We start from the raw sequence: 21039 nt of genomic DNA, 5'->3' as shown, positions 1-21039 counted from the left end.
CATCGATGGACCGATGCTAACGAGCTGTTCACGATTGCGGTATTGGAAAAATTCCTATGCCAGGCGTCCCGGCTCACGGCCCGACGTGCTGCCCCGCAGCAAAATGCGCAAATGGACGCCCTGGCGGTCCGGCCGCAGCCGGAACAGGCCGCCCAGCGAGGTGACCCGGTCGCGCATGCCTTGCAGGCCACGGCCTCCGCGGGGCAAGCGGTTGGGCAAGCCGACGCCGTCGTCGCGGATGTCGAGCAGGGCCAGCACCACGCCATGGCGCTCGCCGATGCGCAGGCGCAGACGGAATTCGCTGGCCTGGGCGTGCTTGACCGCGTTGGTGGCGCTTTCCTGTACCAGTCGGTACACCGCGGTGCGGGTGTCTTCGTCGAGCAGGCGGGGGTCGCCGCGCATGTCGGTGTGGAAGAAGATCCCGGCGGTGGTCAGCAAATCGCGGATCGGGCCTTCGTCCAGCGCACGCAGCAGGCCGAACTCGTCGAGAACGGCAGGGCGCAGGTCGTCCAGCAGACGGTGCAGGGCGCGTCGCATGTAGCCAAGGATGGTATTGATCGAGACGCTGATGTCTTCCAGTCCGGCTTGGCGCAGGCGCACCTGCGCGAGCTTCATGTGGGTCTGGATGGCGGTAATGTTCTGGCCGAGTTCGTCGTGCAATTCGGCGGCCATATGGCGCCGCTGGTTCTCCTCGGCCTGCAGGTTGCCGCGCGCGGCGTCGCGCAGCTGGCGGGCGAGCTGGTCCAGGCGGCGATTGACTGCGCCCAGGTAGACGTTCTGTTCGGCCACCCGTTCGCTGCTGCGGCGCAGGGCATCGGTTGCCGCCCCCAGCATAAGTGCACCCGTGCCGGCCACCGCCAGGAACAGGTAGCCCGCCGCGCTCTGCGCATGCCCGGGCTGATGATCGACCGCGGCCATGCCCATGCAGGAAATCAGCATCGCCAGCGTGGCGCCGCGCCAACCGTGGCGAAACGCGAAGAACAGCACCGGCGCAAGCGACAGTACGCGGGCGAACTCCGGCTGCGGCGCAGCATGCTCGGAAAGCATGAGCAAAAGCGCCATCGCCGGCAGCATCACCAGCAAGCCGTCCATCACCAGGCTGGCCACCATCTTCCGGTTGGGCCGGGCGCGCAGCAGCATGATCGCCAGCGGCGCTACCAGCAGCACGCCCAGATAGTTGCCCAGCAATTCGCGTCCGAGCGCCCGGATCATTGCCGACGGAGCGGCGCTTTCGTGCAGCAATGCCAGCAATACCGCGTCCGTGGCGGCCACGGCGCCGACCACCAGCACGGCCGAAAGCAGCAGGCGGGTGGCTTCCTCGGGATCGCGCAGGCTGGCGTGCAGGTTGACCCGGCGCAGCAGCCACAAACCCACGGCCATCACCAGCGGTTCGGGCAGGTCGCCTATCAGGAAGGTCTCCCAGCCCATCGGCAAGCCGGAGCGCAGGTCGAGGATCGCGGTGGCGGCCAGTTCCAGCCCCAGCAGCCAGAACCACTGGCGTACCGGCACGATCAGCAGTGCTGCGAAGCGCAGGCCGAAAGGCAGCATCCAGTACGGTTGCTGGGTAGGCAGCAGCACCAGCCACAGCAGCACGTAAAGCACGCCCAGCAACGGGCCGGAGTCGGGCAGGGAAAAGGGCTTCGAACGCATCTGCGGATGGTACATGCGACTGTCGCCTGCCCAGCGTACGGCGAGACCTTGGGCACGGGCGGCCGGTCTCTTATAGACTCGGGCCGCAGGGCCGGGCGCGGGGCGTCCGAAGCGGGCGAGCCACAAGGCATGGGCTGGTGCGCCGCCCGAAACCAAGTCAGCGGGGCACCATGTACAGCATCGTTCTGGTCGACGACCACGCCATTGTCCGCGAGGGATTCAAGCGGCTCATCGAAATGGAGCCCGATCTGGAGGTCATCGCCGAGTGTCGTTGCGCCGACGATGCGGTCGAGGCGATCAACCACCGCCGGCCCGACCTGGTGGCACTGGATCTTTCCTTGCCCGATGGCAGCGGCCTGCCGCTGATCGAACACCTGCACAGCCTTGCGCCGGACACGCACATCGTGGTGTTGAGCATGCATGATGGCGAACCCTATGTCTCCGAGGCGCTGCGCCGTGGCGCCAGCGGCTACGTCACCAAGGGCGCCGCGCCGGAGGAACTGGTGGCGGGACTGCGCCAGGTGATGCAGGGCGACACCTTCCTGAGTTCGGATCTGCGCCAGCGCCGCGCCGAGCGGCCCAGCGAGGCGCTCGACCCGGTCAACCGGCTCACTGCACGCGAGCGCGAGGTTTTCCTGCTGCTGGCTGCAGGCAAGGCGCCCAAACAGGTGGCCGCTGTGCTGGGCGTGGGGCAGAAGACCATCTACATCCACCGTGCCAGCCTGATGGGCAAGCTCGGCGCCGGCTCGGAACTGGACCTGTACCGGATGGCCAGCGAGCGTGGGCTGCTCTCGGAGCGCAAGAACTGACGGGCGCGAGCGGGTGCGGATGGGGGCAGGGTAGGCCGTACCCATCGGCTGCATCACGAGATGGGCTGATGGCCCACCCTGCATCCCACCGCGGGATCAGGCGCTTTGCGCACGCTCCAGCATCTGTTTGGCATGCGCCCGCGTTTCGCGGGAGATCTCCACGCCGCCAAGCATGCGCGCCAGTTCGTCGCGGCGGCCGGCCGCGTCCAGCTTCCCGATCTGCGTGCGGGTGGTATCGCCTTCGCTGTGCTTGCTCACGCGCAGGTGGGCGTGGCCTTGCGCCGCGACCTGCGGCAGGTGGGTGACGCAGAGGACCTGGCGCTCGGCGCCGAGCGCGCGCAGTTTCTGCCCGACCACTTCGGCCACCGCGCCGCCGATGCCGGTGTCGACTTCGTCGAACACCATGCAGCCGATCGTATCCTTGCCCAGCGTAGCCACTTCGATGGCCAGGCTGATGCGCGCCAGCTCGCCGCCCGAGGCGACTTTGCGCAATGCCCGCGGAGGCTGGCCGGGATTGGCGCTGACCAGCAGTTCGCAACGTTCGCGGCCCTGCGCGTCCGGTTCGGTGCCGTCGACCGGTTCCAGCTCGATCACCAACCGCCCGCCGGCCATGCCCAGCTCGCTCATCAAGGCGCTGACTTCCTCGCCAAGGCGTGCAGCCGCCGTGCGGCGAGCCCGGCTCAGGGTGTCGGCAGCCTTGGCGTAGTCGCGTTCCAGCCTTGCGCGTTCGTCAGCAAGCCGTTCGAGCGCGTCGCCGGCGCCTTCGAGTTCGCCCAGTTCCGCCTGTAGCGTTCCCAGGCGGTCGTGCAGTTCGGCCACGGGCAGGCGATGGCGCCGGGCCAGTTCATGCAGGCGGGTGAGGTGGGTATCGACCTCGGCATAGCGCTCGGGATCCAGATCGACGTCCTGTGCGTAGCGCGACAGGACGTCGGTGGCCTCGCCGAGCTGGATCTCGGCGTTCTCCAGCAGTTCCAGTGATGGTGCGAGGCGCGGGTCGATCGCTGCGAGCTTGCCCAGTTCGCCATGTGCACGGCCCAGCGCGCGGCGCAAGGCGAACTCGCTGTCGCCGTCGAGCAGCTCGACTACACCCGAGGCGCCTTCGGCCAGCCGGCCGGCGTTGGCCAGGCGCTTGTGGCTGGCCTCCAGCTCGGCCAGCTCCACGGCCGGCAGGGCCCAGCGCTCGAGCTCGCCAACCTCGTGGCGCAGCAGCTCCAGTCGCTCGTCGCGATTGTCGCCGCCATTCAGCTTGCGGATGCGCGTTCCCAGTTCGCGCCACTGCGTCGCCAGCACGCGCACCTGCGCCACCGATTCTTCGTTCCCGGCGTAGGCATCGAGCAGGTCGAGCTGGTGGCTGCGCGAGAGCAGTGCCTGGTGTTCGTGCTGGCCGTGGATTTCCACCAGCAAGGTGGCCAGTTCCCCCAATTGGCTGGCGTTGGCCGGGCGGCCGTTGATCCAGGCGCGCGAACTGCCTTCGGCCCGGATCACCCGGCGCAGCTGGCAGACACCTTCGTCGTCCAGTTCTTCGCGCTCGAGCCAGGCGCGCGCTTCGGGCAGGGCGGACAGATCGAACTCGGCGGCCAGCTCGGCGCGGTCGCAGCCCTCACGCACCATGCCGCTGTCGGCGCGGGCGCCCGCCAGCAGCATCAGCGCGTCGACCAGCAGCGACTTGCCGGCTCCGGTCTCGCCGCTGACCACGGTCAGGCCGGGGCCAAAGGTGACTTCGGCTTCTTCGACGACGGCGAAATGGCGGACGTAAAGGGAGGTAAGCATGGCGGTGGATTGTAAGGGGAGCGATCCGCAGCGTGGCTACCGTCGCGGCCGGCTTTCTTGCAAACTGCGGGACCGCACCTTATTTCTGTGCCGTCTCACCGGTTGCCACAGCGCATGACCCGATCCCACGGCCACGACCTCGATACCCGCGCCCGGCGCCTGCTGCGCACGCTGATCGCGCAATACCTGGCCGATGGCGAGCCGGTGGGATCGCGCACGCTATCGCGCTCCTCCGGCCTGGACGTCAGTCCGGCGACGATCCGCAACATCATGGCCGACCTGGAGGATGCCGGGCTGGTCGCTTCGCCGCACACGTCGGCCGGCCGCGTGCCCACGCCGCGCGGCCTGCGCCTGTTCGTCGACAGCCTGATCGAGCTGCAGCCGCTGCCGCGCGATGAAATGGTCCGGCTCAAGCGTGAGCTGCCACCCGGGCCGACCACCACCCGTGACCTGCTCGGCAACGTCTCGACTTTGCTTTCGGCGATGACTCATTTCGCCGGTGTGGTGACGGTCCCGCGCCAGGGCGACTTCCCGCTGCGCCACATCGACTTCGTACCGTTGCCGGACGCGCGCGTGCTGGTGATCCTGGTGTTTTCCGACAACCAGGTGCAGAACCGCATTGTGCAACTGGCCAGGCCGCTGGACGGGCGCGAGCTGGAGCAGGCCGCCAATTACCTCAATACGCACTTTGCCGGCCTGCGCGTGGACGACATCCGCGCGCACCTGCTGCGTGAGCTGCGCGAAGCGGGCAGCGAACTGAACCGCCTGGTGGCCAGCGCTACCGAACTGGCGGCGGCCTCCTTCGCCCCGCAGGGCGATGCAGAAGACGTGCTGGTCAGCGGCCAGACCAACCTGATGGGCTATGCGGAGCTGGCCGACCTGGACCGTCTGCGCGAGTTGTTCGAGGCATTCCAGAAGAAGAACGAGTTGCTGCAGCTGATGGAGGTGTGCGCCCGGGCGCCCGGCGTGCGGCTGTTCATCGGCGAGGAATCGGGCTTCGCCGCGCTGGACGGTTGCAGCGTGGTGACCGCCAGCTACGGGGTTCAGGGCCGGGTACTGGGCGCCGTCGGCGTGATCGGCCCGACCCGCATGGCCTACGAACGCGTCATTCCGGTGGTGCAGGCGACGGCCGGATTGCTCAGTGACGCCTTGAATCGCGCCGCGACGTCCCTATAACCGGCCCCGGAGGGCGGGTTTCCCGCAGTTTTGACGGCCGGCACGGAGGTGCCGGCCCGGACTTTCGTTTGGGAGTAATGCATGCAGAACAACGAGCAGACGCCGGAGCAGGCGCAGGAATCCGGTCCCGCGGACGCGTTGGGAACCGACGCCCTGCAGGGGCGCATCGCCGAGCTGGAGGCAAGCAACGCCGAGCTGCGCGAAAGCGTGCTGCGCGAGCACGCCGAGCTGGAGAACCAGCGCCGGCGCCTGCATCGCGACCTGGAACAGGCGCGCCGCTTCGCCAACGAGAAACTGCTGAACGAACTGCTGCCGGTGTACGACAGTCTCGAGCGCGGGCTGGCCATCGAGAGCGGTGATGTCGCGGCGGTACGCGAAGGGCTGGCGCTGACCCTGAAGGCGCTGCTCAAGGTCGCCGAGAACCACGGCCTGGTGCCGATAGACCCGGTCGACCAACCGCTCGATCCGGAACGCCACCATGCCGTGAGCATGGTGGAGGCGCCGGGCAAGGCGCCGGGCACGGTGGTCAGCGTGCTGCAGAAAGGCTATGTGCTGAACGACCGGCTGCTGCGTCCTGCGCTGGTCGCCGTGGCCAGGGACTGACACATTCGTTCGCTGAACACGCACCCGGCCCCGCGGCATTGAATCGCCACACGTGGGCCACCATCTGAAAAGCCATCGCGGCCGCGGGGGCCGCCTAGAAAGCATTTGGAGCTGAACACTATGGGCAAGATCATCGGCATCGACCTGGGCACCACCAACTCCTGCGTCGCCGTCATGGACGGCAGCAACGCGAAGGTGATCGAGAACGCCGAGGGCGATCGCACCACGCCCTCCATCGTTGCCTTCAGCAAGGACAACGAGGTCCTGGTGGGCGCGCCGGCCAAGCGCCAGAGCGTGACCAATCCGAAGAACACCTTCTATGCGGTGAAGCGCCTGATCGGCCGCAAGTTCACCGACGCCGAGGTCCAGAAGGACCTGCACATCGTGCCCTACGGCATCGTCGCGCATGAGAACGGCGACGCCTGGGTAGAGACCTCCGACGGCAGGAAGATGGCGCCGCAGGAGATCTCCGCGAAGGTCCTGATGAAGATGAAGAAGACCGCCGAGGACTATCTCGGCGAGCCGGTCACCGAGGCGGTCATCACGGTGCCGGCCTACTTCAACGACAGCCAGCGCCAGGCGACCAAGGACGCCGGCCGCATCGCAGGGCTGGAGGTCAAGCGCATCATCAACGAGCCGACCGCGGCCGCGCTGGCCTACGGCCTGGACAAGAAGGGCGGCGACCGCAAGATCGCCGTGTACGACCTCGGCGGCGGCACCTTCGACGTGTCGATCATCGAGATCGCCGAGGTCGACGGCGAGAAGCAGTTCGAGGTGCTGGCCACCAACGGCGACACCTTCCTCGGTGGCGAGGACTTCGACAAGCGCGTCATCGACTACCTGGTCGACGAATTCCAGAAGGACCAGGGCATCGACCTGCGCAAGGATCCGCTGGCGCTGCAGCGCCTGAAGGACGCGGCCGAGCGCGCCAAGATCGAGCTGTCCTCCGCGCACCAGACCGAGGTGAACCTGCCGTACGTGACGGCCGACGCTTCCGGTCCGAAGCACCTGAACATCAAGCTCACCCGCGCCAAGCTCGAAGCGCTGGTGGAAGACCTGGTCAAGCGCACCATCGAGCCGTGCCGCATCGCGCTCAACGACGCCGGCCTGCGCGTATCGGACATCAACGAGGTGATCCTCGTCGGTGGCCAGACCCGCATGCCCAAGGTGCAGGAGTCGGTCAAGGACTTCTTCGGCAAGGAGCCGCGCAAGGACGTCAACCCGGACGAGGCCGTCGCCGTCGGCGCGGCGATCCAGGGCGGCGTGCTGGGCGGGTCGGTCAAGGACGTGCTGCTGCTGGACGTCACCCCGCTGTCGCTCGGCATCGAGACGATGGGCGGCGTGATGACCAAGCTGATCGAGAAGAACACCACCGTGCCGACCAAGGCCGCGCAGACGTTCTCGACTGCCGACGACAACCAGACCGCGGTGACCGTGCACGTGCTGCAGGGTGAGCGCGAGCGCGCCAGTGCGAACAAGTCGCTGGGCCGTTTCGACCTGTCGGGCATCGACCCGGCGCCGCGCGGCATGCCGCAGATCGAGGTCACCTTCGACATCGACGCCAACGGCATCCTGCACGTGTCGGCCAAGGACAAGAAGACCGGCAAGGAGCAGAAGATCGAGATCAAGGCCGGCTCGGGCCTGTCCGAGGACGAGATCCAGCGGATGGTCGCCGACGCCGAGGCGAACAAGGAAGAGGACAAGAAGTTCCACGAACTGGTCGCCACCCGCAACAAGGCCGACCAACTGGTCCATGCCACCCGCAGCGCGCTGAAGGAACACGGCGGCAAGGTCGGCGCGCAGATCGGTGGCATCGAAGAAGCGTTGTCCGAGCTGGAGAAGGTCAAGGACGGCGACGACAAGGCGCAGATCGAGGCCAAGATGCAGAAGCTCGAGCAGGTCGCGCAGGCGCTCTACGCCGCGGCGCAGGGCGGTGGCGCCGGTCCGGAAGCCGGTCCGCAGGCCGCGCCGGGCGGTGGCTCGGCACAGCCGGACGACGTGGTCGACGCGGAGTTCACCGAAGTCAAGGACGAGAAGAAGTAATCGTCCGTAGTCGGCGCAGCCGATGGTCGAGCAGCCCGCGCCGGCTATCATGCCGCGCGGGCTGTTTGTTGAAAGGGCGGCCCAGGGTCGGGCAGCGCCGGATTTCCAGCAGTAGGACATAGGGTTCAGTAGGGGTGTCGTCGAAGTCATGAATGCAGCAACGGGCAAGCGCGATTACTACGAGGTGCTCGGCGTCGAGCGCACCGTCACCGAAGTCGAGCTGAAGAAGTCGTTCCGCCGGTTGGCGATGAAATACCACCCGGACCGCTGCCCGGACGATCCCTCTGCGCAGGAGAAGTTCAAGGAGGCCAAGGAGGCCTACGAGGTCCTGGCCGATCCGCAGAAACGTTCCATGTACGACCAGCACGGCCACGCCGCCTTCGAGGGCGGCATGGGAGGCCGTGGCGGTTTCGGTGACATGGGCGACATCTTCGGCGACATCTTCGGGGACATTTTCGGCATGGGCGGCCGCGGCCGCGTGCGCCGTGGCGCGGACCTGCGTTACGTGATGGAGCTGGACCTGGAAGAGGCGGTGTTCGGCGTCGAAAAGACGATCGAGATCCCGACCCAGGTCAACTGCCACCACTGCAACGGCTCCGGTTCGGCCGACGGCAAGACGACCCAGTGCAAGACCTGCCACGGGCACGGCCGCGTGCGCATGCAGAACGGCATTTTCTCGATCCAGCAGGCGTGCCCGCATTGCGGCGGCAGCGGCCACACCATCGAGAAACCGTGCAAGGCCTGCCGCGGCGAGGGCATGCTGGAGGAAACGCGCACGCTGTCGGTGCGCATCCCGGCCGGCGTGGACAGTGGCGACCGCATCCGCCTATCCGGGCAGGGCGAGGCTGGCCCGGCCGGTGCCGAGGCGGGCGACCTGTATGTCGACGTGCGGGTGCGCGAACATGCGATCTTCCAGCGGGACGGCAACGACCTGCACTGCGAGGTGCCGATCCGTTTCTCTCAGGCCGCGCTCGGCGCCGAACTGAAGGTGCCCACGCTGGAAGGCGAAGTGCCGGTATCGATCCCGCCGGAAACGCAGACCGGGCAGACGTTCCGCCTGCGCGGCCGTGGCGTCAAATCGGTGCGCTCCGGGCGCGTCGGCGACCTGATCTGCCGGGTGATGGTGGAGACGCCGGTGCGCCTGACCCGCGAACAGCGCGAACTGCTCGAAAAGCTCGAGGCCACCTTCGCCGAAGGCGAGCCAGACGCGCACACGCCGCGCGCCAAGAGCTGGGTGGACGGCGTCAAGGATTTCCTCTCTCGCGTCACCTCGTAAGGCGAGGCTGCCCGCGCGACACGTTCACTGTCGACACCCGTTCCTGTCGGGGTCGGGTGCGGTGCGTGACGCCTTGCACGCGGTTACGCTACGCGCTTCAACCGCACGGATCCCGCGATGAACCCACCGCTTCGCCTCGCCATCAACGGCGCAACCGGCCGCATGGGCCAAGCCTTGCTCGATCTGCTGCAGCACGACAGTCGCTTCGAAGTCGTCGCTGCACTGACTGCGCCGGGAGTGCCGCAGTTGGGCGAACGCGCGTGGCAGAGCCCCGCCGCACCGTGCTTCCAGGCCGGCTGGCCGCAGGATGCGCTGGACGTGGTGATCGATTTCAGCGGTCCGGACGGCCTGGCTTCTGCGCTGGACCACTGCACGCCCCGCGGCGTCGCCCTGGTCAGCGGCACTACCGGCATCGATGCGGCGCTCAAGGCGCGAGTGGCGGAGGCATCCAAGCGCATCGCGTTGATGCACGCGAGCAACTTCAGCCTCGGTGTGGCGGTTCTCACCCGGCTGCTGCGCGAGGCCGCGGCGGTGCTGCCGGACTGGGACCTGGAAATCGTCGAGGCGCACCACAACCGCAAGACGGACGCGCCATCAGGCACTGCGCTGTCGCTGGGCGAGGCAGCGGCCGCGGCGCGTGGCAGCACGCTCGCACGGGATGGGGTCACCGGCATCCGAGAGGGCGCGCGCCACGCCGGCAGCATCGGTTTCGCGGTAGTGCGGGGCGGAGACATCGTGGGCGAGCACATTGCCATGCTGATCGGCGCCGGGGAGCGGGTGGAGCTCGGCCACCGGGCGACCGACCGCAGCATTTTCGCCCGGGGGGCGATCGAGGCGGCTTGTTGGCTTTGCCGGCAGGCAGCAGGTGCCTACAACCTCGAGGCGGTGCTTGCATCGAGGTTGACCTTGCGGTCTTAAGAGCGTTGCTCGGCGGCGGTCACCCGGCCGGATAAGGGCAGCCCTGGAGGCCGGGTCGCACGTGAGCGGAGGCCAGGCGGCATGCGTGCACCGCCGCTTGTCCCGTCCGCGTCGCGCCGCTACCATGCCGCCCGTTGTCATTGGGGAGTAGCCATCCTCACCCGCGAGGGCATCGCGCCTTCGTTCCCCGAGGAATTCGCGTCAACAGACTTGGAGCGACTCGCTCCATGGCGTGGATGGCCGCGCCGCCGCAAGCCGGCGGAGCGCTGCCCGGCGAGACCTTTGGCCACGATGCGCTCGAACCCTTGCCGGGCGGGCCGCATCGTCGTGCCATCGGTTTTCCGCTCGCCCGGCCGGATACGCATTGATGCTCACCACGTTGTGGTTCCTGCTTTCTGCCGGCGCGATTTACGCGGCCTGCGAGTACTTCGTCAACGGCATCGAATGGCTCGGCCGGAAATTCCGGCTCGATGCGACCGCGACCGGCACGGTGCTCGCGGCGTTCGGTACCGCGCTGCCGGAAAGTGCGGTCACTTTCATTGCCGTGGTGTTCGGGCACTCGCCCGAACAGCGGGACATCGGCGTCGGCGCCGCGCTGGGCGGACCGCTGGTGCTTGGCACCATCGCCTACGCCGTGGTCGGCGTCGCGTTGTGGGGCAACCGACATCGGCTCAAGCGCCCCAACGCACTCGTGAAGGTGGACAACGCGCGTCTTGCCCGCGACCAGCGCTGGTTCCTGTCGATCTTCGCGGTCAAGTGCACGCTGGGCCTGGTCGCATTCGCGTTCAAGCCGTGGCTGGGCGTGCTGTTCATCGCCGCCTACGGCCTGTACGTGTGGCGCGAGCTAAGGAGCGCCGAGACGGCATCGGAAGAAGAGGAACTCGAACCACTGAAATTCCAGCCGCATGCGGACGATCCGGCGATGTGGCGCGTGGCAACCCAGAGTGTGCTGGCATTGGTCGTGATCGCCATCGCCTCACGCGTATTCGTGACGCAGATCGAGGTGATCGGGATGGCTTTTGGTCTCTCGCCGCACCTGGTGGCGCTGGTGCTGAGCCCGGTGGCGACCGAATTGCCCGAGACCGTCAATGCGTTGATCTGGGTGCGCCAGGGCAAGGAACGCCTGGCGTTGGCGAATATCTCCGGCGCCATGATGATCCAGGCGACCATTCCCAGCTCGCTGGCCTTGTTCTTTACCCCGTGGCTGTTCGACGAGCCATTGATCGTGGCCGGCGCGCTCACCACGGTGGCGATCGGCTATCTGTGGTGGCTGTTCCAGCGCGGGCACGTCAAGGCGCGCTGGCTGGTGCCGGTGGGACTGCTGTATGGCGTGTTCGCCGCCTTCGTGGCCTGGCACCTGGCCTGAGGGTTAGTCGCGATGCGCGGCGCTGCGGTCGCGGCCGGCGCCGAACTTGCGATCGAGCGCGCCGACGAGCTTCTTGAAGGTGCGCGAGAACCTCCCGCGCCGCGTCTTGCGCAACTTTTCCTCCTCGCTGGTCAGCCAGGCGACCTGCACGACCCGGCGCTCGCCTTCGAAGGGCAGGTGGCCATGGAACGAGTTCTCGCAACGCTTGAACACGGCGAATTCGCCATACAGCGGAGTGAGCTCGGGGGCGACCAGGGCGTCGATGTCGTCGATGCGATGCAGGAACCGCAGGCAGCCGTCGCTCGTGTCCGGCCATTGCCCGTTGAGGTAGAGCAGGGCGGTGGCGACCTTGGATTTGCTGTCGGTATGGATGGTTCCGTGGCGCTTGTTGAGGTAGCGGCACAGCGTTACCAGCGTCGGGTATCGGCCCAGGTCGTCGATGCCCAGGCGTTCGCCGATCGCGCGGGCGAAAGCCGGTGCTGTCAGGTTCGCCACCAGCGCATTGATCGACGGACCGCAGTCGGCAGGGTCGTAGGGAAAGAAGCCTGCGCTCGTGTAGCGCGGAAAGTCGCGTTCGAGGCCGGCGCGCGCGTCGTCCGGCAATTGGCCGTGGGCGATCAGGAGCGGGAACGGCTCGCGCCGCACGTCCGTATCGGGGCGGTCGAGGCGGGCGGGATCGAGCAGGACGGTGGCGTTCATGGACGGCCGGGCGAACGGAATACGGCCAGTTTAGCGCGCGCCGACAGCGCACAGACGCCCGCGTTGTTCACGCTCCCGTGCGGTGGACAGATTCGGCCCCCGCTTCTATCATTGCGTCCCGCCCGAGACTTCTTCCGACCCAAGGTCCACAAGCCTGCTTCCAGCGGCTTGCGGACTTTGCTGCACCTAAAGGCGGCCCCATGCCCATTCCCGCTCTGCTTGCCCTCGAAGATGGCAGCGTGTTCCACGGCCATGCCGTGGGCGCGACTGGCGAAACCGTCGGCGAGGTGGTTTTCAACACGGCGATGACGGGCTACCAGGAGATCCTCACCGATCCTTCCTACGCCCGCCAGATCGTCACCCTCACGTACCCGCACGTCGGCAACACCGGCGTCAATCCGGCCGACGCCGAGTCCACCCGCGTACAGGCCGCCGGCCTGATCGTGCGCGACGTGCCTCGCCGTCCGAGCAACTGGCGCAGCACCGAAAGCCTTCCCGACTACCTGTCGCGCCAGAACATCGTGGCGATCGCCGGCATCGACACCCGCCGCCTCACCCGCATCCTGCGCGACAAGGGCGCGCTGAACGGCTGCATCCTGGCTGGCGAGGGGAGTGATGCCGAAACGGCGCTGGCCAAGGCGCGCGCTTTCCCGGGCTTGAACGGCATGGACCTGGCCAAGGTGGTGAGCGTGCGCGAGCCCTACCGCTGGACCGAGGGCGTGTACGACCTCGATCGCACGGCCTTCGCCGAGCCGGATACGCGTTACAAGGTGGTCGCGTACGACTTCGGCACCAAGCTCAATATCCTGCGCCTGCTGGCCAGCCACGGCTGCGACGTTACCGTGGTGCCGGCCCAGACGCCGGCTGCCGAAGTGCTGGCGTTGAAGCCCGATGGCGTGTTCCTGTCCAACGGCCCGGGCGACCCGGCCGCGTGCGACTATGCCATCGCGGCGACCAAAGCCTTCCTCGATGCGCAGATCCCGCTGTTCGGCATCTGCCTGGGCCACCAGTTGATGGGCCTGGCGCTCGGCGCGAGGACCCTGAAGATGAAGTTCGGCCACCACGGCGCCAACCACCCGGTGAAGGACCATGACGACGGCCGCGTGCTGATCACCAGCCAGAACCACGGTTTCGCGGTGGACCCGGCCACGCTGCCGGCCAACGTGCGCGTCACCCACACCTCGTTGTTCGACGGCTCGCTGCAGGGCTTCGCGCTCACCGATCGTCCGGCGTTCTGCTTCCAGGGCCATCCGGAAGCCGCCCCGGGGCCGCATGACGTCGGCTATCTCTTCGCGCGCTTCGCGCAGCTCATGCAGGAGGCCCGCTAATGCCCAAGCGCACCGACATCAAGAGCGTGCTGATCATCGGCGCCGGCCCGATCGTGATCGGCCAGGCCTGCGAGTTCGACTATTCCGGCGCGCAGGCCTGCAAGGCGCTGCGTGAGGAGGGTTACCGGGTGATCCTGGTCAACTCCAACCCGGCCACGATCATGACCGACCCGGAGATGGCCGACGCGGTCTACATCGAACCGATCAACTGGCAGACGGTCGAGCGCATCATCGCCAAGGAAAAGCCCGACGCGGTATTGCCGACCATGGGCGGGCAGACCGCACTCAACTGCGCGCTGGACCTGGCCGACCACGGTGTGCTCGAGAAGCACGGTGTGGAACTGATCGGTGCCTCGCGTGATGCGATCCGCATGGCCGAGGACCGCGAGCTGTTCAAGCAGGCCATGGCCGAGATCGGCCTGGAATGCCCGAAGGCGGAAGTGGCCAGGAGCTACGAGCAGGCGGTCGGGATCCAGGCCAAGGTCGGCTTTCCTACCATCATCCGCCCGAGCTTCACCCTGGGTGGCTCCGGCGGCGGCATCGCCTACAACGTCGAGGAGTTCGAGGAGATCGTCAAGCGCGGCCTGGAGCTCTCGCCGGTGCACGAGGTGCTGGTCGAGGAATCGGTGCTCGGCTGGAAGGAATTCGAGATGGAAGTGGTCCGCGACACCGCGGACAACTGCATCATCGTCTGCTCGATCGAGAACCTCGACCCGATGGGCGTGCACACCGGTGACTCGATCACCGTCGCGCCGGCGCAGACGCTTACCGACAAGGAGTACCAGCGCCTGCGCGATGCGAGCCTGGCCGTGCTGCGCAAGATCGGCGTGGACACCGGCGGCTCCAACGTGCAGTTCGGCATCAATACCGAGAACGGCCGCGTGGTGGTGATCGAGATGAACCCGCGCGTGTCGCGGTCCTCGGCATTGGCGTCCAAAGCCACCGGCTTCCCGATCGCGAAGGTCGCGGCCAAGCTCGCGGTCGGGTACACCCTGGACGAGCTCAAGAACGACATCACCGGCGGCCTTACCCCCGCCTCGTTCGAGCCGACCATCGACTATGTGGTCACCAAGATCCCACGCTTCGCCTTCGAGAAGTTCCCATCGGCCGATGCACGCCTGACCACGCAGATGAAGTCGGTCGGCGAGGTGATGGCGATGGGCCGCACCTTCCACGAATCGCTGCAGAAGGCGCTGCGTGGGCTGGAGATCGGCAAGACGGGCCTGAACCCCACTGGCCTGGACCTGACCACTGCCGATGGCCTGGCGACGGTCCGGCGCGAGCTGCGAGAGCCGCGGCCCGAGCGCGTGTTCTACGTGGCCGACGCCTTCCGTGCCGGACTGTCGCTGGAGGAAATCCACGACTGCAGCCGCATCGATCCGTGGTTCCTGGCCGCCTTCGAGGATATCGTCCTGACCGAGAAGGAGGTCAGGGCCCAGGGCCTGACCGCGCTCAACGCCCCGCGCATGCGCGAGCTCAAGCGCATGGGCTTCGCCGATGCGCGCATCGCCCAGCTGCTGAATACCGACGAGGCAGCCGTGCGCCACCTGCGCCACACGCTCGGCGTGCGCCCCGTGTACAAGCGCGTGGATTCCTGCGCCGCGGAATTCGCCACCAGCACCGCCTACATGTACTCGACCTACGAGGAAGAGTGCGAATCCAACCCGACCGACCGCGAGAAGATCGTAGTGCTGGGCGGCGGGCCGAACCGCATCGGCCAGGGCATCGAGTTCGACTACTGCTGCGTGCACGCTGCACTGGCGCTGCGCGAGGACGGGTTCGAGACCATCATGGTCAATTGCAATCCTGAAACAGTCTCGACCGACTACGACACCTCCGACCGCCTGTACTTCGAGCCGCTCACGCTCGAGGACGTGCTCGAGATCGTCGAGCTGGAGAAGCCCAAGGGTGTGATCGTGCAGTACGGCGGCCAGACCCCGCTCAAGCTCGCGCGCGCATTGGAGGCTGCCGGCGTGCCGGTGATCGGCACCTCGCCCGATTCCATCGACCTGGCCGAGGACCGCGAGCGCTTCCAGCAGATGATCCACAAGCTGGGCCTGCGCCAGCCGCCCAACCGCACCGCGCGCAACGCCGACGAGGCGCTGGCGCTGGCTCGCGAGATCGGCTATCCCCTGGTGGTGCGCCCGAGCTACGTACTGGGTGGCCGCGCGATGGAAGTGGTCTACGACGACGCCGACCTCTCGCGCTACATCCGCGAAGCGGTGCAGGTGTCGAACGACTCGCCGGTGCTGCTGGACCGTTTCCTCGACCACGCGGTCGAGGTGGACGTCGACATCATCGCCGATGCCGAAGGCAACGTGCTGGTCGGCGGCATCATGGAGCACATCGAGGAAGCCGGCGTGCACTCGGGCGACTCGTCCTGTTCGCTGCCGCCGTACTCACTCTCCACGGAAATCCAGGATGAACTGCGCCGTCAGGCCGCAGCGATGGCGAAGGAACTCAAGGTCATCGGCCTGATGAACACGCAGTTCGCGATCCAGGGCGATACCGTCTACATCCTGGAAGTGAACCCGCGCGCCTCGCGCACGGTGCCGTTCGTCTCCAAGGCGACCGGCGTGCCGCTGGCAAAGATCGCCGCCCGGTGCATGGCTGGGCGCACGTTGCCGAGCCAGGGCGCGACCAAGGAGATCATCCCGGGCTATTTCTCGGTCAAGGAAGCAATCTTCCCGTTCCTGAAATTCCAGAACGTCGATCCGATCCTCGGTCCGGAGATGCGTTCGACCGGCGAGGTCATGGGCGTGGGACGGCAGTTCGGCGCGGCCTTCGCGCGCGGCCACGAGGCGGCGGGCATCAAGGCGCCGAGCGAGGGCAAGGTGTTCCTGTCGGTGCGCGACGCCGACAAGGAGCGCCTGCTGCCGGTCGCGAAGGAAGTGCTGGCACGCGGCTTCAACCTGGTTGCCACCGGCGGCACGGCGGCGTTCCTCAACGAACACGGCGTGCCGTGCGAGCGCATCAACAAGGTGCTCGAGGGCCGGCCGCATATCGTCGACCTCATCAAGAACGGCGAGATCGTCTATATCGTCAACACGACCGAGGGCAAGCAGGCCATCGCCGATTCGTTCTCGATCCGGCGCGAGGCGCTGCAACAGCGCGTCACCTATTCCACCACCGTCGCCGGCGCGCGCGCGCTCGTCCATTCGCTGGATTTCCATGGCGAGGCCGACGTGCACAGCCTGCAGGAACTGCACAAGGAGCTGAGCGCATGAGTCGCGCCCCCATGACCAAGGCCGGTTCGGAACGCCTGCGCGCCGAACTGGACCGCCTCAAGTCGAGCGAGCGTCCGCGCATCATCGCTGCGATCGCCGAAGCTCGCGCCCACGGCGACCTGAAGGAAAACGCCGAATACCACGCAGCGCGCGAGCAGCAGAGTTTCATCGAGGGCCGCATCGGCGAGCTGGAGGCGGCGTTGTCCACCGCCGAGGTGATCGACGTGTCCAAGCTCGGCGCAGGCAGCAAGGTGGTATTCGGCGCCACGGTGGACCTGGAGGACGAGGACTCCGGCGAGGCGGTGACCTACCAGATCGTGGGCGACCTGGAGGCCGACATCAAGCAGCGCCTCATCGCGGTGTCCTCGCCGATCGCCCGCGCGCTGATCGGCAAGAGCGAAGGCGACAGCTTCGAGTTCAGGGCGCCCAACGGCGTCAAGCGCTACGAGATCACCGGCGTCCGCTACGAGTGAGCCACCATGGGCGGGGCAGGGTGGGCTTCAGCCCGCCTTGCCCCTCAGGTAGGCGGCCCCTGGGGTGGGTCCTGCACGGAAATGCAGGCAACAAAAAAGGCCGCATCAAGCGGCCTTTTTGCGTCCAACCCGGCGAATCAGCGCTGGCGCGCCTTGAACCGCGGGTTGCTCTTGCAGATCACGAAGACCTTGCCGCGACGGCGCACGACCTTGCAGTCACGGTGCCGCTGCTTGGCGGACTTCAGAGAGGAAAGCACCTTCACGGCCAGCTCCTGGAACCAAATCGGGAAAATTCAAGCTGGCAAGTGTAGCGGCTGCCTGCGGGTTTCACAAGTCATGTGCATCCTCGACGCCCTTGACGATCTGCAGGAACTTGGCCAGCACCGGCGATGGGTTGTCCTTGCGGCTGGCCACTGCCAGCAGCAGGTAGGCGTCCGGGTCCTCCAGCGAGACATAGCTGACGCCGCCCAGTTGCACCGCGCGCATGCTGGCCGGTACCAGCGCCAGTCCGATGCCCGCGGCGACCAGGGCCAGCAGGCCATTGATCTGCTGCGCCTGCTGGCCGATCAGCGGATGGAAGCCTGCCTTGGCGCCCAACTGCACCAGCCGGTCGTACAAGGTCGCGGCCAGCTCGCGTGGCTGGCTCACGAAGGATTCGCTGGCGAGCGAACCGAAGTGGACACTGTCCTGCTCGGCCAGCCGGTGCCCGCAGGGAACGGCCAGCACCAGCGGCTCGTAGTCGATCACGTCCATGCGTAACGCCTGCGCATCCGACGGGTGGCGCGGCTCGTCGCGCACGAAGCCGACGTCGATCTGCTCGGCCCGCAGCGCGGCGAACTGCGGCTCGCTGTACATCTCGTGCAGTTGCATGCGCACTTTGGGTGCGTTCTGGCGGAAGCGCAGCAGAGTCTGCGGCAGCGCACGGTGGAAGGTGACCGAAATCGTGTAGGCCAGCCGCAACGCGCCGCTGAAGCCGGCTGCCGCATCGCTGACATGGGCGCGGGTTTCCTCCGCCTTGGCCAGGATCTGCCGCGCCTCTTCCAGCAGAATGCGTCCCGGTTCGGTCAGCGCCACGTTGCGCTTGTCGCGGTCCAGCAGACGGGTGCCGAGATCCTGTTCCAGCGCCTGGATCTGTTGCGACAGCGGGGGCTGGGAGATGTGCAGGCGCTGGGCGGCGCGGGTGAAGCTCAACTCCTCGGCGACGGCCACGAAATAGCGGAGTTGGCGGAGATCGAACATAGTCGCGAATCGAATAAATAGTTTGCAAAATATATATTGGATGGCGTTTTGTGACGAGCGTATCTTTTGCCTCGTCCCGCCACCTTCCCCCTCCCCCCAGGTGGCGGCGGCCCTCGCCCCGCAGCGACGCTACCCCGCGGTCTCGGTCCTCCTCCCCCAGAGCCGACACCGACGCGTCGTTCGCGGGGCGCTTTCCTTTTCGGCGTCCTAGAGCGACGCGGCCAGCCGTGTGCCTTGGGCGATCGCCCGTTTGGCATCGAGTTCGGCCGCCACGTCGGCGCCACCGATAACGTGCGGCTTCACGCCGGCCTGGAGCAGGGCGTCAGCCAGCGTGCGGGACGGTTCCTGCCCTGCGCAGACCACCACGTTGTCCACCGGCAGCAGCTGCGGCTGGCCGTCCAGCAGAATGTGCAGTCCGGCATCGTCGAATCGCTGGTATCGCACGTTGCCGAGCATACGTACCTGCCGTGCTCTGAGCGTGGCGCGGTGGACCCAGCCGGTGGTTTTATTCAGACGTGAGCCTGGGCGGCCTTCGCTTCGCTGCAGCAACCAGACCTGCCGGGCCGGCGGCTCGGGCGCCGGTGCAACCAGGCCGCCACGGTTGGCGAGCGTGCGGTCCACGCCCCACTCCTGCGCCCAGAGGACGGGGTCCAGCGTGGGGGAGGGCGGCCGCTCGGCCAGAAACTCGGCGACGTCGAAGCCGATGCCGCCGGCGCCGATGATCGCCACCCGCGGGCCTACCGGGTGGTCGTGCGCGAGCACGTCCAGATAGCCCAGCACCCGCGGATCGTCGCTGCCGGGGAACTGCACCTGCCGTGGCACCACCCCGGTCGCCACGATCACTTCGTCGAAACCCTGCAACGTCTGAGGCTCGGCATGGCAACCCAGCTGAATGCCGACACCCAATTCGGCAAGACGATGGCGGTAATAGCGCAGCGTCTCGTAAAATTCCTCCTTGCCGGGGATGCGCTTGGCATAGTTGAACTGGCCGCCGATGTCGGATGCCTGTTCGAACAGGGTCACCGCATGCCCGCGCTCGCCCAGGGTGGTCGCGCAGGCCAGTCCGGCCGGGCCGGCGCCGACCACCGCGATACGCTTCGCCCGCGCCGCCGGCACGATCATCAATTCGGTTTCATGACAGGCGCGCGGGTTGACCAGGCAACTGGCGCGCTTGTCCTGGAACACGTGGTCCAGGCAGGCCTGGTTGCAGGCGATGCAGGTGTTGATCGCGGCGCCACGACCGGTACGCGCCTTGGCGGCCCACGCCGGATCGGCCAGGAACGGGCGCGCCATCGAGACCATGTCGGCATCGCCGGCGACCAGCACCCGTTCGGCCACCTCGGGCATATTGATGCGGTTGGTCGCCACCAGCGGCAGGCTGACTTCGCCCTTGAGCCGTCGCGTGACCCAGGCGAACCCGGCGCGCGGCACCGAGGTCACGACTGTCGGCACGCGCGCCTCGTGCCAGCCGATGCCGGTATTGATGATGCTGGCGCCGGCGGCCTCGATGGCCTTGGCCAGCGCCACGATCTCGTCCCATGATTGCCCGCCCTCGACGAGCTCCAGCATCGACAACCGGTAGATGATCACAAAGTCGCGCCCGACCGCTTCGCGCGTGAGGCGCACTATCTCGACCGGTAAACGCATGCGCTGCCTGGCGTCGCCACCCCAGGCATCCTGGCGCTGGTTGGTCCGCGATGCGAGGAACTGGTTGATCAGGTAACCCTCCGAACCCATCACCTCCACGCCGTCATAGCCCGCCTCGCGGGCGAGTTGCGCGCACCGCACGAAGTCGCCGATCGTACGCGCCACGCCGCGGGCGGACAGGGCGCGCGGCGTGAATGGCGTGATCGGCGACCTGAGCTTCGAGGGGGCCACCGAGAGGGGGTGATAGCCGTAACGGCCTGCATGCAGGATCTGCATGCAGATGCGCCCGCCCTCGGCATGCACCGCACGGGTCACCTTGCGGTGCCGCGCCACATGCCAAGGCATCGACAGGCGCCCGCCGAACGGCTTGAGCCAGCCTTCGATGCTGGGAGCGATGCCGCCGGTGACTATCAGGCCGACGCCGCCGCGGGCGCGTTCGGCAAAGTAGGCAGCCAGCTTGCCGTAGTTGGATGCGCGGTCTTCAAGGCCGGTGTGCATCGAGCCCATGAGGATGCGATTGGGCAGGGTGACATGGCCCAGGTCCAGTGGGGCGAACAGGTGCGGGTAATGCATGCCGGCGTCCATTCAAACGGTCGTATGAATGTGCCGGGAGGACGGAGGGAAAGCAAGCAAGCCTTGGTGTGGTCTGTACAAGGATGGAGCTTGAGCAGCTTATCGTTGTCCTGACGGTTGCCCGGACGCTTGATACTTCCGGCGGGCTGTTCGAACTCGCGGCGGAGATCGGCCATGGCGGATGGCACTGCAACGGCGAATGCGCGGCTGGATAGCACGCGCCAGGAGGGTGATCAACGCGT

Annotated in this window: 17 protein-coding genes and 1 riboswitch; of the genes, 11 read left to right on the top strand and 6 right to left on the bottom strand. The window is 67.3% G+C overall.

Annotated elements, in window-relative coordinates; translation table 11 throughout:
* Positions 1 to 54: 54 nt before the first annotated feature.
* Positions 55 to 1650 (bottom strand): MASE1 domain-containing sensor histidine kinase, encoded by a 1596-nt coding sequence (locus tag BMZ38_RS08840; RefSeq protein ID WP_091336569.1) that lies wholly within the window; start codon positions 1648 to 1650, stop codon positions 55 to 57.
* 170 nt (positions 1651 to 1820) lie between these two features.
* Between BMZ38_RS08840 and BMZ38_RS08835 the strand changes: the two genes are divergently transcribed.
* Entirely contained in the window at positions 1821 to 2459 is a 639-nt protein-coding gene (locus BMZ38_RS08835) for a response regulator transcription factor (RefSeq protein WP_091336444.1), read from the top strand.
* 96 nt (positions 2460 to 2555) lie between these two features.
* On the opposite strand, the gene recN is transcribed toward BMZ38_RS08835, so the two are convergent.
* Positions 2556 to 4229 (bottom strand): DNA repair protein RecN, encoded by a 1674-nt coding sequence (recN, locus tag BMZ38_RS08830; RefSeq protein WP_091336442.1) that lies wholly within the window; start codon positions 4227 to 4229, stop codon positions 2556 to 2558.
* Between the two features lie 114 nt (positions 4230 to 4343).
* On the opposite strand from recN, the gene hrcA reads away from it, so the two are divergent.
* The 7 genes from hrcA to BMZ38_RS08800 all read left to right on the top strand — a co-directional run bounded on the left by hrcA (position 4344) and on the right by BMZ38_RS08800 (position 11611).
* A complete protein-coding gene (gene hrcA / locus BMZ38_RS08825; RefSeq protein WP_091336440.1) occupies positions 4344 to 5405 on the top strand; it encodes a heat-inducible transcriptional repressor HrcA in 1062 nt (353 codons plus the stop codon).
* Between the two features lie 81 nt (positions 5406 to 5486).
* Positions 5487 to 6008 carry a nucleotide exchange factor GrpE gene (grpE, locus tag BMZ38_RS08820; RefSeq protein WP_091336438.1) on the top strand — a complete coding sequence of 174 codons (522 nt, stop codon included), beginning with the start codon at positions 5487 to 5489 and terminating at the stop codon, positions 6006 to 6008.
* A 120-nt stretch (positions 6009 to 6128) separates the two neighbouring features.
* Complete coding sequence (gene dnaK, locus BMZ38_RS08815; RefSeq protein WP_091336436.1) at positions 6129 to 8051, top strand: molecular chaperone DnaK; 1923 nt, start codon at positions 6129 to 6131, stop codon at positions 8049 to 8051.
* Between the two features lie 148 nt (positions 8052 to 8199).
* Positions 8200 to 9327, top strand: coding sequence for a molecular chaperone DnaJ (gene dnaJ, locus BMZ38_RS08810; protein ID WP_091336434.1), 1128 nt, complete (start codon positions 8200 to 8202; stop codon positions 9325 to 9327).
* A 117-nt stretch (positions 9328 to 9444) separates the two neighbouring features.
* Positions 9445 to 10245: a 4-hydroxy-tetrahydrodipicolinate reductase gene (dapB, locus tag BMZ38_RS08805; protein ID WP_091336432.1), complete on the top strand. Its 801-nt coding sequence runs from the start codon at positions 9445 to 9447 to the stop codon at positions 10243 to 10245.
* A 130-nt stretch (positions 10246 to 10375) separates the two neighbouring features.
* A riboswitch (yybP-ykoY riboswitch) is annotated at positions 10376 to 10517 on the top strand.
* A complete protein-coding gene (locus BMZ38_RS17755) occupies positions 10473 to 10613 on the top strand; it encodes a hypothetical protein (protein WP_175483698.1) in 141 nt (46 codons plus the stop codon). It overlaps the preceding riboswitch by 45 nt.
* Positions 10613 to 11611 carry a sodium:calcium antiporter gene (locus BMZ38_RS08800; RefSeq protein ID WP_091336430.1) on the top strand — a complete coding sequence of 333 codons (999 nt, stop codon included), beginning with the start codon at positions 10613 to 10615 and terminating at the stop codon, positions 11609 to 11611. The genes BMZ38_RS17755 and BMZ38_RS08800 overlap by 1 nt, the downstream gene beginning before the upstream one ends.
* A gap of 3 nt (positions 11612 to 11614) precedes the next feature.
* On the opposite strand, the gene BMZ38_RS08795 is transcribed toward BMZ38_RS08800, so the two are convergent.
* Positions 11615 to 12310, bottom strand: a complete 696-nt coding sequence (locus tag BMZ38_RS08795; protein WP_091336428.1) for a 2OG-Fe(II) oxygenase — start codon at positions 12308 to 12310, stop codon at positions 11615 to 11617.
* A gap of 200 nt (positions 12311 to 12510) precedes the next feature.
* Here BMZ38_RS08795 and carA point away from each other — a divergent pair, with 200 nt between their 5' ends.
* The 3 genes from carA to greA are packed head-to-tail and all read left to right on the top strand — an operon-like array spanning position 12511 to position 17338.
* Positions 12511 to 13638 carry a glutamine-hydrolyzing carbamoyl-phosphate synthase small subunit gene (gene carA, locus BMZ38_RS08790; RefSeq protein WP_091336426.1) on the top strand — a complete coding sequence of 376 codons (1128 nt, stop codon included), beginning with the start codon at positions 12511 to 12513 and terminating at the stop codon, positions 13636 to 13638.
* Positions 13638 to 16865 (top strand): carbamoyl-phosphate synthase large subunit, encoded by a 3228-nt coding sequence (gene carB / locus BMZ38_RS08785; RefSeq protein WP_091336424.1) that lies wholly within the window; start codon positions 13638 to 13640, stop codon positions 16863 to 16865. The genes carA and carB overlap by 1 nt, the downstream gene beginning before the upstream one ends.
* Positions 16862 to 17338, top strand: a complete 477-nt coding sequence (gene greA / locus BMZ38_RS08780; protein WP_091336422.1) for a transcription elongation factor GreA — start codon at positions 16862 to 16864, stop codon at positions 17336 to 17338. Before carB ends, greA begins: the two co-directional genes overlap by 4 nt.
* A gap of 137 nt (positions 17339 to 17475) precedes the next feature.
* Here greA and ykgO read toward each other — a convergent pair whose 3' ends face one another.
* The 3 genes from ykgO to BMZ38_RS08765 form a co-directional block, all read right to left on the bottom strand.
* Entirely contained in the window at positions 17476 to 17601 is a 126-nt protein-coding gene (gene ykgO / locus BMZ38_RS08775; protein ID WP_008215056.1) for a type B 50S ribosomal protein L36, read from the bottom strand.
* 64 nt (positions 17602 to 17665) lie between these two features.
* Positions 17666 to 18577 (bottom strand): LysR substrate-binding domain-containing protein, encoded by a 912-nt coding sequence (locus BMZ38_RS08770; RefSeq protein ID WP_091336420.1) that lies wholly within the window; start codon positions 18575 to 18577, stop codon positions 17666 to 17668.
* Positions 18578 to 18784: 207 nt separating this feature from the next.
* Entirely contained in the window at positions 18785 to 20797 is a 2013-nt protein-coding gene (locus BMZ38_RS08765; protein WP_091336566.1) for an NADPH-dependent 2,4-dienoyl-CoA reductase, read from the bottom strand.
* Positions 20798 to 21039: the final 242 nt, after the last annotated feature.

Source organism: Frateuria terrea, assembly GCF_900115705.1.
Taxonomy (GTDB): Bacteria; Pseudomonadota; Gammaproteobacteria; order Xanthomonadales; family Rhodanobacteraceae; genus Frateuria_A; species Frateuria_A terrea.
The sequence above is the reverse complement of the archived record's forward strand: the minus strand, read 5'-3'. Positions and strand labels throughout refer to the sequence as shown.